This window comes from Kaistia algarum (genome assembly GCF_026343945.1).
GTDB classification, from domain to species: Bacteria; Pseudomonadota; Alphaproteobacteria; order Rhizobiales; family Kaistiaceae; genus Kaistia; species Kaistia algarum.
This window is the reverse complement of sequence record NZ_JAPKNJ010000002.1, coordinates 691,370-707,581: the sequence shown is the minus strand read 5'-3', so window position 1 is coordinate 707,581 and position 16,212 is coordinate 691,370. Positions and strand designations below refer to the sequence as shown.

15 protein-coding genes are annotated in these 16,212 nt (G+C 65.3%); 14 read left to right on the top strand and 1 reads right to left on the bottom strand.

Annotation, left to right across the window (positions count from 1 at the left end):
• Positions 1-97 precede the first annotated feature (97 nt).
• The 3 genes from OSH05_RS16550 (at position 98) to OSH05_RS16540 (ending at position 2,811) form a co-directional block, all read left to right on the top strand.
• Positions 98-523 (top strand): OsmC family protein, encoded by a 426-nt coding sequence (locus tag OSH05_RS16550; protein WP_104219164.1) that lies wholly within the window; start codon positions 98-100, stop codon positions 521-523.
• Between the two features lie 153 nt (positions 524-676).
• Positions 677-2,176 carry an AMP nucleosidase gene (locus OSH05_RS16545; protein ID WP_104219308.1) on the top strand — a complete coding sequence of 500 codons (1,500 nt, stop codon included), beginning with the start codon at positions 677-679 and terminating at the stop codon, positions 2,174-2,176.
• A gap of 80 nt (positions 2,177-2,256) precedes the next feature.
• Entirely contained in the window at positions 2,257-2,811 is a 555-nt protein-coding gene (locus tag OSH05_RS16540) for an SIS domain-containing protein (RefSeq protein ID WP_104219163.1), read from the top strand.
• A gap of 41 nt (positions 2,812-2,852) precedes the next feature.
• Here OSH05_RS16540 and OSH05_RS16535 read toward each other — a convergent pair whose 3' ends face one another.
• Complete coding sequence (locus OSH05_RS16535; RefSeq protein WP_104219162.1) at positions 2,853-3,191, bottom strand: HesB/IscA family protein; 339 nt, start codon at positions 3,189-3,191, stop codon at positions 2,853-2,855.
• 97 nt (positions 3,192-3,288) lie between these two features.
• On the opposite strand from OSH05_RS16535, the gene OSH05_RS16530 reads away from it, so the two are divergent.
• The 11 genes from OSH05_RS16530 to tatC all read left to right on the top strand — a co-directional run bounded on the left by OSH05_RS16530 (position 3,289) and on the right by tatC (position 16,094).
• Positions 3,289-4,503: a deoxyguanosinetriphosphate triphosphohydrolase gene (locus OSH05_RS16530; RefSeq protein ID WP_104219307.1), complete on the top strand. Its 1,215-nt coding sequence runs from the start codon at positions 3,289-3,291 to the stop codon at positions 4,501-4,503.
• Positions 4,504-4,556: 53 nt separating this feature from the next.
• Positions 4,557-6,314 (top strand): arginine--tRNA ligase, encoded by a 1,758-nt coding sequence (argS, locus tag OSH05_RS16525; protein WP_104219161.1) that lies wholly within the window; start codon positions 4,557-4,559, stop codon positions 6,312-6,314.
• Between the two features lie 61 nt (positions 6,315-6,375).
• Positions 6,376-8,076: an SPOR domain-containing protein gene (locus tag OSH05_RS16520; RefSeq protein WP_104219160.1), complete on the top strand. Its 1,701-nt coding sequence runs from the start codon at positions 6,376-6,378 to the stop codon at positions 8,074-8,076.
• Positions 8,077-8,155: 79 nt separating this feature from the next.
• A complete protein-coding gene (nagZ, locus tag OSH05_RS16515; protein ID WP_104219159.1) occupies positions 8,156-9,187 on the top strand; it encodes a beta-N-acetylhexosaminidase in 1,032 nt (343 codons plus the stop codon).
• 12 nt (positions 9,188-9,199) lie between these two features.
• Positions 9,200-10,018 carry a segregation and condensation protein A gene (locus tag OSH05_RS16510; protein WP_104219158.1) on the top strand — a complete coding sequence of 273 codons (819 nt, stop codon included), beginning with the start codon at positions 9,200-9,202 and terminating at the stop codon, positions 10,016-10,018.
• Positions 10,011-10,685, top strand: a complete 675-nt coding sequence (gene scpB, locus OSH05_RS16505; RefSeq protein ID WP_104219157.1) for an SMC-Scp complex subunit ScpB — start codon at positions 10,011-10,013, stop codon at positions 10,683-10,685. Before OSH05_RS16510 ends, scpB begins: the two co-directional genes overlap by 8 nt.
• 99 nt (positions 10,686-10,784) lie before the next feature.
• Positions 10,785-12,983 carry a SulP family inorganic anion transporter gene (locus tag OSH05_RS16500; protein WP_104219156.1) on the top strand — a complete coding sequence of 733 codons (2,199 nt, stop codon included), beginning with the start codon at positions 10,785-10,787 and terminating at the stop codon, positions 12,981-12,983.
• Between the two features lie 69 nt (positions 12,984-13,052).
• Positions 13,053-14,156, top strand: a complete 1,104-nt coding sequence (locus tag OSH05_RS16495) for an ABC transporter ATP-binding protein (protein WP_104219155.1) — start codon at positions 13,053-13,055, stop codon at positions 14,154-14,156.
• A gap of 93 nt (positions 14,157-14,249) precedes the next feature.
• Entirely contained in the window at positions 14,250-14,477 is a 228-nt protein-coding gene (locus OSH05_RS16490) for a twin-arginine translocase TatA/TatE family subunit (protein WP_104219154.1), read from the top strand.
• 79 nt (positions 14,478-14,556) lie between these two features.
• Positions 14,557-15,273, top strand: a complete 717-nt coding sequence (gene tatB / locus OSH05_RS16485) for a Sec-independent protein translocase protein TatB (RefSeq protein WP_104219153.1) — start codon at positions 14,557-14,559, stop codon at positions 15,271-15,273.
• On the top strand, positions 15,270-16,094 hold the full coding sequence (tatC, locus tag OSH05_RS16480) for a twin-arginine translocase subunit TatC (RefSeq protein ID WP_104219152.1): 825 nt from the start codon (positions 15,270-15,272) through the stop codon (positions 16,092-16,094). The genes tatB and tatC overlap by 4 nt, the downstream gene beginning before the upstream one ends.
• The last annotated feature ends 118 nt before the right edge of the window (positions 16,095-16,212 follow it).

Below are 16,212 nucleotides of genomic sequence, written 5' to 3'. Positions count from 1 at the left end.
CAGGCCGGCCGCGTCGCGCTCCCCTTGGATGCGACGCCATCCCGCACTAAGTCTGTTCCGTCGGCGACCGGGCCGGCGACAAGGAAGGGAACGATCAATGCCGACAAGAATTTCCGACGCGGAATGGCAAGGCGACCTCAAGGCCGGCAAGGGCTCGGTGAAGCTTGGCAGCGGCGCCTATGAGGGCCAGTACAATTTCTCCTCGCGCTTCGAAGAAGGCGTCGGGACCAATCCCGAGGAACTCATCGCCGCCGCCCACGCGGCCTGTTTCTCGATGGCGCTCGCTGCCGGCCTGTCGGGTGCCGGCCACACCGTGGAGAACGTCCACACGACCGCGAAGGTGAAGGTTGAAGTCGGCCCCGGCGGCGCGGACATCACGTCGATAGCCCTTGTCACCGAGGCCAAGGTGCCCGGTATCGACAAGGCCGAATTCGACACGATCGCCGCCGCGACCAAGGAAGGTTGCCCGGTGTCCAAGGCCCTGAAGGCCGTCCCGATCAGCCTCGACGCCAAGCTCGTCTGACGGGCATTCTCGTTACGATAAAGAGCAGAGGCGGCCATTGGCCGCCTCTCGTCATTGTGTCTGGTGGCGGATTACAGGCCGCGAGGGAATGCCTCCATGCCTTGACCCGGCGCGTTCACTGGCGGACAGTCCCGCCCCGAAATGGGGACCGACATGACCGCCGAGCCGGAACGCGATATCGCCGCCTTCGATCTGCCCGAGCCGATACCGACCGAGAGTTTCACCGATCCCGTCAAGGCGGTGCGGCGACTCGAGGAAATCTATGATGCCCACACGGCGCATCTGCGCTCCAGCTTCGACGCGCTGCTCCATGGCCGCCCGCCCAAAGGCAGGGTGAGGGCGACCTATCCCGAGATCGGCATCCGCACGACGAGCTACGCTCATATCGATTCCCGTCTCGCCTATGGCCATGTCTCGGGCCCTGGCGACTATGCGACGACGATCACCCAGCCGAGCCTTTTCCGCAATTATCTCACCGAGCAGATCCGCCTGCTGCTGCGCAACCACGGCGTGCCCGTCGCCGTTGGGCCATCCAATCTGCCGATTCCGCTGCACTTCGCCTTCCCCAACGGTGTCCATGTCGAGGGCGAACTCGCTGAGCGCATCGAGAGGCCGCTTCGCGACATGTTCGACGTGCCGGATCTCGCGGTAACCGACGACGCCATCGCCAATGGCACCTATGTGGCGCCGCCCGGAACGCCTCTCCCGCTCGCGCCTTTCACGGCGCCGCGCATCGACTATTCGCTGTTCCGGCTGTCGCACTACACCGCCACGGATGCCGAGCATTTCCAGAACTTCGTGCTCTTCACCAACTACCAGTTCTATATCGACGAGTTCTGCGTCCGCGCCCGCCGGCTGATGGCCGAGGGCGGTGGCGGCTATGACGCGTTCGTCGAGCCGGGCAATCTGATGACGCCCGCCGGCTCGTCCGAGCCGATCTCCGGCCGTGCCCCGCCGCGCCTGCCGCAGATGCCGGCCTATCATCTGAAGCTCGGCAACAGCACCGGCATCACCATGGTGAACATCGGCGTCGGGCCGTCGAACGCGAAGACGATCACCGATCATGTCGCGGTGCTGCGTCCACACGCCTGGCTGATGCTCGGCCACTGCGCTGGCCTCCGGAACAGCCAGAAGCTCGGCGACTACGTGCTGGCCCATGGCTATGTCCGCGAGGACCATGTGCTCGACGCCGATCTGCCGAACTGGATCCCGATCCCGCCGCTCGCCGAGGTGCAGGTGGCGCTGGAGGATGCGGTGGAGGAGGTCACCGGGCTGGAGGGCTATGATTTGAAGCGCATCATGCGCACGGGGACGGTGGCGACGATCGACAACCGGAACTGGGAACTGCGCGACCACCGGGAGCCGGTGCAGCGTTTCTCGCAGTCCCGTGCCGTAGCACTCGACATGGAATCGGCAACGATCGCCGCCAATGGCTTCCGCTTCCGGGTGCCCTATGGAACGCTGCTCTGCGTTTCCGACAAGCCACTGCATGGCGAATTGAAGCTACCCGGCATGGCCTCGGAATTCTACCGGACCCAGGTCGGCCAGCATCTGGAGATCGGCATCCGTGCGCTGGAAATGCTGCGCCAGATGGCGCCGGAACGGCTGCATTCGAGAAAGCTCCGCAGCTTCACGGAGACGGCGTTCCAATAAACTTGCCGACAACGAAAAGCCGGCGCGGTAGCCGTTGAGGAGCGGCCGCTGCCAACAATCATCGAAACGGGAGGAATACCATGGGCTCGCTTTACGGCACGGCGCTCGACGAACTGAAGGGCGTTTTCGACAGGATTGACGATGCCGCTGTCGACACGGCGCTCGACATGATCGCGGAGGCGAGGACGATCGTCGTGTTCGGCGGCGGACGTGAGCGGCTGCAGATCATGGGCTTCGCCATGCGACTCTATCACATGGGCCTCAAGGTGGCGGTCGAGGGAGACATGACGACGCCGCCTGTGGGCAAGGGTGATCTCTTCATCGTCACATGCGGTCCCGGCGAGATATCGACGGCTCTCGCGCTGATGGATGTCGCCAAGCGGGCGGGTGCGCGCATCCTCTTCATCACCGCGCAGCCCAAGGGCCGCGGCGCGGCCTATGCCGATTTCGTGCTCACGCTGCCTGCGCAGACCATGGCCGACGACCAGGGCGAGAAGAAAAGTTCGGTGCTGCCGATGGGCTCGCTCTTCGAGGGCGCACTATTTGTGCTGTTCGAGGTCATGATCCTGAAGCTGCGCGAAAAGCTCGCCATCTCGCCGGACGCGATGCGCGCCAACCACACCAATCTCGAATAGGGAAGGCGTAACGCTCAATGGCGTCCGCTGCAGCGCGGACGTCAGAGCGCGAAGCTGGTGCCGCAGCCGCAGGACGAAGTGGCGAGCGGGTTCTTGATTTGGAACGATTGGCCGATCAAATCGTCGACGAAATCGATCTCCGATCCGTCCATGAACGGCACCGATACCGAATCGATCAGCACCATGGCACCGCCCCGCTCCAGAACGAGATCGTCGGGCGCGCGCGTCGCGTCGAGGTCAAAGCCATATTGGAAGCCCGAGCAGCCGCCACCGGACACGGAGATGCGCAGCGCGGTGCCCGCCGGTTCCTTCGCGAGGATGCGGGCGATGCGCTTCACGGCGCTGTCGGAAATCGTGATCTCGGATGTCGCGGTGGTCATGAGGCGGTCCCGATGAACCTCTAGGATCGTGGTTCCAGGAACGATAGTTAAGATCGCTATGGCGGGTGTCAACCCGCGGCGCGATGGTGAGGCTGACATGCAGAGCAAGATCGGCTTCGGCGGCGAAAGGGCGGTCTTCGCAGTCCAGCCCCAGACCAGCCGCGGCCGCCTCTATCCGGAGGCCGGGAGCCCGACGCGAACGCCCTATCAGCGCGACCGCGACCGCATCATTCACTCGACAGCGTTCCGCCGGCTGAAGGACAAGACCCAGGTCTTCCTCTATGACGAGGGCGATCATTATCGCACGCGCCTGACCCACACGATCGAGGTGGCCCAGATCGCCCGAGCGCTAGCGCGCGCGCTGCGCCTCGATGAGGATCTCGCGGAAGCCATCGCGCTCGCCCACGATCTCGGCCATCCGCCCTTCGGCCATGCCGGCGAGCGGGCGCTTGATGCCGTCATGGCGGATTGCGGGGGGTTCGACCACAACGCCCAGAGCCTCCGCGTCGTCACGCGGCTGGAGCGTCGCTATCCTGGGTTCGACGGACTGAATCTCTCTTGGGAAACGCTGGAGGGCTTGGTCAAGCACAACGGCCCGCTGGTCGATGCCGAGGGGAGCGGCGTCGGCGTCTATGCAGGCCGCCCGCTTCCCTTGGCACTCACCGCCTATGCCGAGTTGCAGGATCTGGAGCTCTCGACGTTCTCGTCGGCCGAGGCGCAGGCGGCCGCGATCGCCGACGACATTGCCTATGACGCTCATGACATCGACGATGGGCTCCGCGCCGGCCTGTTATCCGCGGCGGGCCTGCGCGAAGTGCCGTTCCTCGACGACATCATGGCAGCCATCGAGGCCGAGCATCCCCGGCTTGAGCAGCCGAGGCTCGTCAATGAGATTGTCCGCCGCCTGATCACCCGTATGATCGAGGATGTGATCTCCCAATCCATCGCCCGCATCGAAACGTTGAACCCGCACGATGCGGATGACATCCGCCATGCGCCCCATGCCGTCATCGCCTTCTCCGAGGCGGTCGCGATCGGCGATCGGGAGATAAAGCGGTATCTCAAGAAGAACGTCTATCGGCATGAAAAGATTATGTCAGTCATGCGATCGGCGGAAGATATCGTCCGGCGGCTGTTCGAACGGTACTGGCGCGATCCCGGTGCGCTGCCGGAGGAATGGCGTCTGGCTTGCGAAGGGGTAGGCGAAGCACGCCGCGCCCGCGCAATTGCTGATTTTCTCGCCGGGATGACGGATCGCTATGCGATACGGGAATACCAGCGTCTGTTTGACGCCTCCGCGGATTTGGGCTAGCGCCACGCCATCTCCTGCGTTCCGCAGCCCCGATAGCGACCCGAGTGCGATCCATGAACATTTTCCGCGATTTTACCGCGCGCGTGATCTCCGCCGTCGAGCTTGTCCTCGCCGCGCGCGGAACGACGGGCGTCGACCTGTCGCGCATCGTGGTGGAGCCGCCGCGCGACGCCGCGCATGGCGATCTGGCGACCAACGCGGCAATGGTGCTGGCGAAGCCGCTCGGCCTCAAGCCGCGCGATCTTGCCGAAGCGATAGCCGGCCGTCTGCGCGACGATGAGGCGGTTGCCTCCGTCGAGGTGGCAGGCCCTGGCTTCATCAACATCCTGCTCTCGTCGGCCTATCGTGCTGCGGCGCTCAAGGCGCTGATCGAGGCTGGTGCTGCCTTTGGGCGGAGCGATATCGGGGCGGATCTGAAGGTCAATGTCGAATATGTCTCGGCCAACCCGACCGGCCCCATGCATGTCGGCCATTGCCGCGGCGCGGTGGTCGGCGATGCGCTGGCGAGCCTGTTGAGCGCGGCCGGCTACGACGTCACCAAGGAATATTACATCAATGATGCCGGCGGGCAGGTCGACGTGCTCGCCCGCTCGGCCTTCCTGCGCTACCGGGAGGCACTCGGCGAGGATATTGGCGCCATTCCCGAGGGGCTCTATCCGGGCGATTATCTGAAGCCGGTCGGCGCCGATCTGGCGGCCCGCTTCGGCAAGGATCTGCTCGGCAAGGACGAGGCCGAGTGGCTGCCGATCGTGCGCCAGATCGCCATCGACGCGATGATGGTGATGATCCGCGACGATCTCGCGCTTCTGAACGTCCGTCACGACGTCTTCTTCTCCGAGCGCTCGCTCGCCGGTTCGAACGGCGGCAAGATCGCCACCACGATCGAGGACATGGAGAAGAAGGGTTTCGTCTATCGCGGCACGCTGCCGCCGCCCAAGGGCCAGCTTCCCGACGATTGGGAGGACCGCGAGCAGCTACTGTTCCGCGCCACGGATGTGGGCGACGACATCGACCGGCCGCTGATGAAGTCGGACGGGAGCTACACCTATTTTGCCGGTGACGTCGCCTACTTCAAGGACAAGTTCGACCGTGGTTTCCGGCGCATGGTCTATGTCCTCGGCGCCGATCATGGCGGCTATGTGAAGCGTCTCCAGGCGGTCGGGCGCGCGATTTCGGGCGGCACGGCTTCGGTTCAGGTGCTGCTCTGCCAGTTGGTCAAGCTCTATCGCGCTGGCGAGCCGGTGCGCATGTCGAAGCGCTCGGGGGATTTCGTAACGCTGAGGGACGTGGTCGAGGAAGTCGGCCGCGACGCCGTCCGGTTCATGATGCTCTACCGTAAGAGCGATGCGCCGCTCGATTTCGATTTCCAGAAGGTCACGGAGCAGTCGAAGGACAACCCCGTCTTCTACGTTCAATACGGCCATGCCCGTGCGGCATCCATCCTGCGCAACGCCGCGATCGAGATGCCGGGCGCTGAACTTTCGTCGCAGCGTTTCGCCGCCGCCGATCTTCAGCGACTCGACGACAGCGGTGAGATTGCGCTGGTGCGCCGCCTCGCCGAATTCCCGCGTATCGTCGAATCGGCGGCCGAGGCAAGCGAGCCGCACCGGATTGCGTTCTACCTTTATGATCTGGCAGCTGAGTTCCATCAGCAGTGGAATCGGGGCAAGGATCTGCCGCAATTACGCTTTATTAACGCTGATGAACCAGAGTTGACTGTATCCCGGCTGGCCCTTGTTCATGCCATAAAGGTGGTGCTTTCATCCGGACTGCTGATGCTCGGCGTCAGCTCCCCCGAGGAGATGCGTTAGGCGTCTTCTTTTCTTGAGCGTTCGCCCGAGCGGCTTCGGGATCAGCCGAAAGTGGAGTGCGATGGTAGATCGCTACGACAAGTCTTTCACGCGCAAGCCGGTTGGCTCCGAGCCGGCTGCCCAGCGGCCCGTGCCGCAGGATGACCCGCTCGTGGAACTCGCCCGTATTGTTTCCGGGAATCAGAGCTTCGACGATCTCGTCGGCCGGCCGGCGGCGCAGCCTACGGTAGCGACGCGTCCGGCATCGGCGCAGCGCGCTCCGGTGCGCGATACATCGTTCGATCTCGAGTCCGAACTCCTGAACGATTTGCAGTCCTCCTTCGATCCGGCAAGCCGCCCATCGAGCCCGCGCGCTTCCGCGCCGGAGCCGAGGCAGGAACCAAGACAGGAGCCGAGGGCGGCTCAGGCCGCCGCGCCGCGCGAATCCTTCGACCACATGCGCCTGCGCCCCGGCCAGCCGCAGACGCCGAGCTGGACGGCGCCCCGTGAGCCTGAGGCCGAGGAAGATCCCTATTCCGGAACGGCTTATGCCGCGGGCGATTTCGACCGCGAGACGGACCCATTCGCCGCCCCTCGTGCGAGCACGAGGGCGCCCGCTGCCCCGCCGCCCCAGCCTGCGGCCGCCGATCATGATGACTATTATTACGAGGATGAGCCGGCGGAACCGGGTTATGACGACACCGATTACGGCGAGGACCGGTTCGGCGAGTATGACGGCTATGATGCCGAGCCGCCGCGCCGCTCGCGCCGGCCGCTGATCATCGCCGCGATCGGGCTTGCCGTGGTTCTGGCTGGCGGTCTGGCGGCGCTGGCTCTGAAGGGCGGCAGTTCCGATACGAGCGCCGATGCACCGAAGGTGATTGTCGCGGATCAAGGGCCGACCAAAGTCCAGCCGGCCGCTCAGCCGGCTGCGGATGACGGCCAGCAGAACAAGTTGATCTTCGACCGCGCCAATCCCGATGCCGCGCCGCAGGAACAGTTGGTGCTGCCCGATGATGGCGCCGTCGATGCGCCGTCGTCGAATGAATCGGCGGCGAGCCGAGAGATTTCGCGCATCATTCTTCCCGGCGCGCCGGGCGACAATTCGTCGGCGCCCGCAACCCCCGATGCATCGGGGGCCGCTCCGGCCAGCGATGCACAGGGCGGCGACGACGCGGTGCCGCGCAAGGTGCGCACGGTCGTGATCAAGCCGGACGGGACGATCGTCTCCAGCCAGGCGACGGCAAAGGACGCTGCACCCGGCTCGGCCGATGTCGCCGCCGCGCCGGCAACGACCCTGGCTGCCCCGGCCGCATCCGATGCCGCCCCGGCGGCGGATACGGCGCCTGCGGCGGCGGAGCCTGTCGCTCCTGAGCCCGCGGCTCCCGAGCCGGCCGTCACCGCGCCGCTGCCCGCGGCCGAGCCGTCCGCGCCGCCCTCGTCGAAGGACACTTCGCAGATGGCCGCGCCGAAGCCGGCGCTTCGTCCGGCTCCCGCCGAAACAGTTCCGGCGGCGACCTCCGCTTCGGGTGCTGGCGGCTTCGTCGTGCAGGTTACATCGCAGCGCAGCCAGGATCAGGCGGCAACGGCCTATCGCGCCCTTCAGCGCAAATATCCCGAGATCCTCGGCAACCGCTCACCGGACATCGTCCGCGCCGATCTCGGCGCCAAGGGCATCTACTACCGCGCCCGCGTCGGCCCGATGGCGACGCGCGACGAGGCCATCACGCTCTGCGAGGCTCTCAAGGCCTCGGGCGGCGCGTGCATCGTCCAGAAGAACTGAGCGGCCGAAACCGCAGGCGGTTCGCCGTCCGCGGGATATAGCTGCGATCGGCGCCACTCTCTTTTCGGATGAACCGACCATGACGGCCAAGGCTTTCATTTCCGGCTGCGCCGGCACGGCGCTCACGAGCGACGAGATCGCGTTCTTCCGCGATGAGCAGCCCTGGGGCCTGATCCTGTTCAAGCGCAACATCGGCACGCCGGAGGCGGTGTGCGATCTCGTCGCTGCGTTCCGCGACGCGCTGGGCGATCCGGAGCGCCCCGTGCTGATCGACCAGGAGGGTGGGCGTGTCCAGCGCATCGGCCCGCCGACCTGGCCGGGCCGCCCGGCCGCGAAATATTCCGGCGATCTCTATGCGACTGACGAGGCGGCTGGCAGGCGCATGGCCTGGCTGCAGGCCCGGCTCATTGCGTCCGACCTCGCCGACCTTGGTATCAATGTCGACTGCGTGCCGGTGCTGGACGTCCTGACGCCGAAGACCCATGCGGCGATCGGAAACCGCGCCTTTTCCTCCGATCCGGACGCGGTAGCCACGCTCGGCCTCGCGGTAGCCGAAGGCCTGATGGCCGGCGGTGTGCTTCCGGTGATGAAGCATATGCCGGGTCACGGCCGTGCAACGCTCGACAGTCATCTGGCGCTGCCCGAGGTGGATGCGGCGCTTTCGACGCTCAAGCATTCGGACTTCGTCCCCTTCCGTGCTCTTGCCGAACTGCCGATGGGTATGACGGCCCATATCGTCTTCAAGGCCATCGACCCCGAACGGCCGGCGACGACGTCGAGCATTGTCGTCGAGGAGATCATTCGCGGCCATATCGGTTTTGACGGACTATTGATGAGCGATGATCTGTCGATGAAAGCGCTGGGCGGCGATTATTCGAGCCGCGCGGCGGCGGTGCTGGGCGCCGGCTGCGATATCGTCCTCCATTGCAACGGCCTGATGGACGAGATGCGGGCGGTTGCCGATGCCGTGCCGGCGCTTTCAGGCCGCTCAGCCGAGCGCGCCGCGGCGGCCCTCGCGATGCGAAAGCCTGCGCACCCTCTCGACCGCGAAGCCGCCGAGGCGGAATATGCGACCTTGGCGGAGCGGGCAGGTTGGCCGCCGACGAGCTGAACGGAAGGCTTCATGGCCGGAACGCGCGATCCAGGGGGCCTCATCGACGATTGGGAGCGCGCCGAGCGTCGGCCGCCACGCGTCGATGACGAGGCGCTGCATGTCGATGTCGACGGTTTCGAAGGGCCGCTCGACCTGCTGCTGGCGCTTGCCCGCACTCAGAAGGTCGACCTTGCCCGTATTTCCATCCTGGCGCTCGCCGACCAGTATCTCGCCTATATCGAGAAGCTGCGCGAGCTTCGGCTGGAACTCGCCGCTGACTATCTCGTCATGGCCGCATGGCTCGCTTATCTGAAATCGCGGCTATTGCTGCCCGCCCCGGCCTCGCCCGACGAGCCGAGCGGCGAGGAGATGGCGGCGGCGCTCGCCTTCCGCCTGCAACGGCTGGAGGCCATGCGTGATGCGGCGGCGCGCCTCGTCAATCGCGACCGGCTGGGGCGCGACGTCCATCCGCGCGGCGAGCCGGAGCCGATCGAGATCCAGTCCCGTACCGCCTTCACCGCCACGCTCTATGACCTGCTGATGGCCTATGCCGCACAGCGCCAGCGCCACATGATCTCGGTCGTGCATATGCGCCGCCGCCAGGTCTGGTCGCTGGCCGATGGCCGCGAGATCCTGACGCGGATGATCGGGCGGCTCGCCGAATGGACGCCCATGGAGGTGTTTCTCTCGCCCTATCTCGTGACGCCGGAAATGCGCGCCACCGTGCTCGCGTCATCCTTTGGCGCCAGCCTGGAGCTGGTGCGCGAGGGCAAGGTGCGGCTGCGGCAGGAAGGGGCCTTCGCGCCGCTTTATCTCCGCGATCCAGCCGGGGGGGGCACCGATGGCTGATGAGGCGGTCGTCACCTCGCTTGCCCCCGAGAGCCGCCGACTGGCGCTGCGCATGGTGGAGGCGTTGCTCTTCGCCAGCGACCAGCCTCTCGCCGCTGCCGATATCGGAGCGCGCCTGCCTGAAGGCAGCGACGTCGAGGCGCTGTTGTCCGAGCTGGAGCATGCCTATTCGGCCCGGGGCGTCAATCTGGTGCGTGTCGGCGGCAAATGGATGTTTCGCACAGCCTCCGACCTCTCCTTCCTGCTGAAGCGCGATTATGCCGAGACGAGGCGGCTGTCGCGCCCCGCGCTGGAGACGCTCGCGATCATCGCCTATCACCAGCCAGTGACGCGGGCCGAGATCGAGGAGGTGAGGGGCGTTTCCACCTCCAAGGGAACGATCGACGTTCTGATGGAACAGGGCTGGGTGCGCATGCGCGGCCGGCGCCGGACACCGGGCCGCCCGATCACCTATGGCACCACCGATTCGTTCCTCGTGCATTTCGGCCTCGACGCGATCGGCGATCTGCCCGGCCTCGACGAACTGAAAGGCGCCGGCCTCCTCGATGGTCGCATCCCACCCGGCTTTCAGGTGCCCGAGCCTCGCGACGGCGATGAACTCAGCGACGACGAGGACCCACTCGATCCCGGCGATCTTCTGCCTTCGGGATTGGACGAAGAGGGTTAGACTGATCTTCAGTGCAATTGCCGTCAGGCTTCGCGGCGGGGTTGACTTAGCACCGGTCCGCGGAGAAGTTCGGCGGCAAAATCGCATCCCCTGTCGACGGTGACGGCCATTCCCCCCGCGAATCGAAGCTCGTTCCTGTCGATCCTTGTCGCGGGAATTGTCTGCGGCTTCCTGGCGATCGTCCTGTCGATCAGTCTCGGCAGCCTCTTATTCACCGGCGAAATGCGTGGGTTCATTCCGTCCGCCATCGGCCTTTCGCTTTTCTCGACCGCTGTCATGGCAGCATTCTGCGCGCTCGGCAGTTCCATTCCGGGCGTCGTTACCATCAGCGAAGAGATACCGGTCGTCGCCCTGACGCTGGTCGTCGCGGCAACCTTTGCCGCGATCGCTCCTTCGCTCGGCCAGAACGCCCAATTCGCGACGCTGGTCGCCGCGATCGCCGTTGCCACGGTGGTGACCGGCTTGGCGACCTTTGCGCTCGGCTATTTCCGCTTCGCTGGGATCGTGCGCTTCATGCCTTATCCGGTGATTGCGGGCTTTCTCGCTGGGACCGGGTGGCTTATCGTGGTGGGCGGCGTGTCGCTCGCTGCTGGCGGTGATCTGAACTGGGAGCTGCTGGGCCGTTTACGCGAAGGCTCCGCAGCGCTTCAATTCGCGTTGACGGGCGGGCTGGTCGCGATCCTGATCCTCGCCGAGCGGCTGATCCGCAGTCCCTTCGTGGTGCCGGCGGTCCTGCTTGCCATCCTGCTGGTCTTCAACCTCGCCGTCTGGTGGGGTGGATACCGATATGGGGACTTACGAGCGGAGGGTTGGCTCATCCAGCTGCCGGAGACAGGCAATCTCTGGCCGCCGATCGGCGTCGGCGACTTGTCCATGATCGACTGGGGCGCGGTGGCTCGAGGCATGGTCAATTTGCCGATGGTCATCGTCATCACGGTGATGGCGTTGCTGATGAACACGACGGGAATCGAGCTTCACGCCAAGCGCGACATCGATCTGAACCGGGAAATGCGGGTCTATGGCGCCATGATCGCTCTCTCCGGCGCCGGTGGTGGCATTCCCGGCTATCCAGCGGTTTCCCTGACGGTCCTCGCAGACCAGCTCGGGGCCCGCAGCCGATGGGTAGGTCTTGTCGTCGCCGCGCTCGTGCTGGCGGCGCTGATGCTTGGCAGCTACATCCTTGATGCAGTTCCCGCGCTGCTTCTCGGCGGGGTTCTCGTCTGGATCGGCTGGGCGCTGATGCTCGAATGGCTGGTGCACTCGCGCACCCGCATCCCGATCTTCGAATATGGCGTTATCCTGCTGATCTTCCTGGTGATTGCGCTGGTCAGCTTCCCAGTTGGCATTTTGGTAGGACTCATCGCGGCTGTCGTCCTCTTTGCCTATGAATATGGACGTGTCGAGATCGTCCGCCACGAATGGACCGGCGCCGAATTCCGGGGCCGGCATGCTTCCGGGCCGCGCGAAGACATGCTCCGCCGGCACGGCGGATCGATCGTCATCGTCCGCCTGCAGGGGTTTTTGTTCTTTGGCACGGCCGACCGCCTGCGCAAGCGGTTCCAGGACCGCATGGCAGCACTGGAGGACGATGCCCGGCGCTTTCTGCTGCTGGACTTTCGCCGCGTACCGGCGATGGATTCTTCCGCCTTGATGAGTTTCGTCCGGCTGGCGCAGGTCGCTGAGTCGCGCGGATTCACGCTCGTCTTAAGCGGCGTTTCTTCGCGCATGCGCAAGGCGTTTATACAGGGCGGGATGACGGTCGGTGAAGACAGGCCCGTCCGGATCGAGCCGGATATGGAGCGGGGACTGCGCTGGTGCGAGGACACGCTGCTGTCGTCGCTGGGCAGCGTGCCAGACGCGGCGGGGTGGATGCTGGAGACCTGGCTCGATACATCCCTCGGCGAAACCGCATGGAAGCTCGCGCCCTATTGCTCGCGTCTGGAACTCGAGCCCGGCAGCCGGCTGATCGTCGAAGGCTCGGAATCCGACGACATGTTCTTCATCGAATCGGGCGCCGCGGTGGTCGAGACGATGGGCGACCATGGTGAGCCCGTGGCGCTCGCCACGGTCGGTGTCGGGGAGGCGGTGGGGGAGATGTCGTTCTATCTGCGCGGGCTGCGATCCGCATCGGTCGTTGTCACGCAGAGCATGGTTGTCTGGCGGTTCTCTCGGGCCGATCTGGACCGGCTGGCGATCGAGCGGTCGGAGATCGCGGTGGCGTTTCACCAGGCCATGGCTTCCGTGCTGTCGCGTCGCCTCTCCGCCACGAATGGCCTGGTGCGTTTCCTGGCCGACTAGGTTCCTCCATCCTACGTTGCGACCATATTTCGTTCGATTTTTTTGAGCCGCGCGGCTAAACGCACTGCCATGGCCAGCACGCAATCCTTCGAACGTACCGCCTGGGGCCGCCGTGGCACGGTCGGCGTCACGATCGCCGCGCGCCTCGATTTCGAGGGCATCGTCCATCACTATGGCGACGATATCTCGCTGAAGGGCATCGATCTTTCTATCGAGCCAGGCGAGATCGTGAGCCTGCTCGGGCGCTCGGGATGCGGCAAGACCACTTTGCTGCGCGTCGCTGCCGGGCTGGAGCGTCCGACCGGCGGGCGCGTCCTCGTCAATGGCCACGAACTGTCCGGCCCTTCGGGGCATGTGCCGCCGGAAAAGCGCGGCATAGGCCTGATGTTCCAGGATTTCGCGCTCTTTCCGCATATGACGATCTTGAAGAACGTCACCTATGGCCTCGCCGACATGCCAAGGGCCGAGGCCGAGCGGCAGGGCCATCATGCGCTCTCCCGCGTCGGACTCGAGGGTTTCGCCGGCGCCTATCCGCATGAGCTTTCCGGCGGCGAGCAGCAGCGCGTGGCGCTGGCAAGAGCCATCGCGCCGCGCCCCGGCGTGTTGCTGATGGACGAACCGTTCTCCGGCCTCGACAAGCGGCTGCGCGACCATGTGCGCGACGAGACGCTGGCGATCATCCGCGAGACGCGGGCGACCTGCATCATCGTGACGCACGACCCGGAAGAGGCGATGCGCATGAGCGACCGGATCGCTCTGATGCGCGAAGGGCGCCTGCTCCAGGTCGGCCCGGCTCGTGAGCTTTATGAGCAGCCGGTCGAGCTCTATGCGGCGCGATTCTTCTCCGAACTCAACGAATTCGATGGCATCGTCGCGGGCGGTAGCGTGGTGACGCCGCTAGGAGCGCTACCGGCCGGCAACCATGTCGAAGGCAGTCGCCTCACCGTCGCAGTTCGCCCGCAGGGGCTTCGCCTGGCAGAGAGTGGCATTCCCGGTCGCGTCGTCGCGCATCGTTTCCTGGGCGAAGTCGATCTGATCGATGTCGTCGTGGAGGGCCGCGACGCGCCGATCCGCATGCGCCTGCGCGGCGGAACCCCGACACGTCCCGGCGACAGCGTCGCCATCGCGGTCGATCCGCGCGATGTCCTCATATTTGATAAAGCCTTAGAATAGCCCTACATGCGGGAAAGGGTCGGTTGAAGTGCCGTGCCGGCTCTGCGATAGTCCGCGGCAACCGCTGAATTTGATAGTTCTGGAGATGGTTCGATGGGTTCTTTGAGCATCTGGCACTGGTTGATCGTGCTGGTGATCGTCCTGCTTCTTTTCGGCAAGGGAAAGATATCGGACGTCATGGGCGACATGGCCAAGGGCGTGAAGAGCTTCAAGAAGGGCCTCGCCGACGACGACGAGACGCCGGTGAAGCCCGCGGGCACGACCATCGATCACAAGACCCCCGAGGTCGTCGTGACCGAAGAGAAGACGCGCGCCAGCTGAGGCTTCAACGGGAGCCGGGCTGAGGGTCGGGTCGCTGCCTCCGGGCGGCGCGCCTCTTTCTGCCGGCCGGCGGTGATCGATGTTTGATATCGGTTGGTCCGAGATACTGGTCATCGTCGTGGTGGCTATCGTGGTGGTGGGTCCCAAGGATCTGCCGCCCATGCTTCGCGCTGCCGGTCGCATGATGGGCAAGATGCGCCGTACCGCGGGCGAGTTCCAGAGCCAGTTCAACGAGGCTCTGCGCGAGGCGGAGCTGGACGGGGTCAAGGAATCGCTGGACGAACTCCGCGGCCTGAACCCGATGAACGCCATCAAGAAGCAGCTCGACCCGATCCAGGCGGCGCTCGCGAATCCGGAGCCGATTGCCAAGCCGGCACCTGAGCCGCTTCCCCCAGCCATGGGACAGGATGCGCGGCCCGCCACCGACGCGGATATCGAGCCAGCGGCGCCGCCGCCCGCGCTGCCGGACCAGAGCGCCGCACCGGCCGCCCTTACCCCGGCGGCTGCCGCACTTCCCGTGGTCGCGGCGTCCGAATCGGTGCTGAAGCGCACGCGCAAACCGAAGGCGGAAGTCGCTTCCGGCGACGAGCCGGCCGCGAAGCCCGCCCCGCGGCCCCGCAAGCCCAAGGCCGAACTGGCGGAAGGCGAGCTTGCTCCGGCGAAGAAGCCGCGCGCCCTCAAGGCCCAGCCTGTCGTTGCCGCCGAGGTTCCGGCTGTCGCGGAAACGCCACCAGCAGCGCCTGCGCCGCAGGGAACGACTGAAGCCAAGACGACGCCGGAAGAGCGAAGCGCATGAGCGACAAACCCAGCGTCGAAGACGAGGTCGAAGCCTCCCGCATGCCGCTGATCGATCATCTGATCGAACTGCGCACGCGGCTGATCTGGGCGCTCGGCGCGATCCTGGTCGCGTTCCTCGTCTGCTTCTATTTCGCCGGCACGATCTACAACATCCTCGTCATTCCTTATGAGTGGGCCGTCGGCCCGACGCAGGACGTGAAGCTGATCTATACGGCGCCGCAGGAATATTTCCTGACGCAGATGAAGCTGGCGCTGTTCGGCGCCGTGTTCATCGCCTTTCCGGTGATCGCCTCGCAGATCTACAAATTCGCCGCGCCCGGCCTCTACAAGCACGAGCGCAACGCCTTCGTGCCCTATTTGATCGCGACGCCGGTTCTGTTCTGCATTGGCGCGGCGCTCGTCTATTTCCTGATCCTGCCGATGGCGCTGCACTTCTTCCTGTCGTTCCAGCAGACCGGCGGCGACGGCAAGGCTTCGATCGAGGCGCTGTTCAAGGTCAATGAATATCTCGGCCTGATCATGACGCTGATCCTGGCCTTCGGGACGGTGTTCCAGCTTCCCGTGATCCTGACGCTGCTCGGCCGCGCCGGCATCATCACCTCCGACATGCTGAAGTCGAAGCGTCGCTACGCGATCGTCATCGCCTTCATCATCGCTGCCGTGCTGACGCCGCCCGACATGATCAGCCAGATCTCGCTCGCCGTCCCCGCGATGCTGCTCTACGAGATTTCCATCATTTCCGTCCGCATGGTCGAGAAAAAGAAGGCCAAGGTCGCGGCGGAGAAGGAAGCCGAAGAGAGCAAGGACGTGACGGAGTAGGGGGCTCTCATCTTGAACCCTCCCCCTGAGGGAGGGTCAAAACCGCGAAGCGGTTTTGGGGAGGGGTCGCTTTCGTTGAGGGAGAAAAGCACGCTTCGGCTTTGCCGAAGCTAGCCCC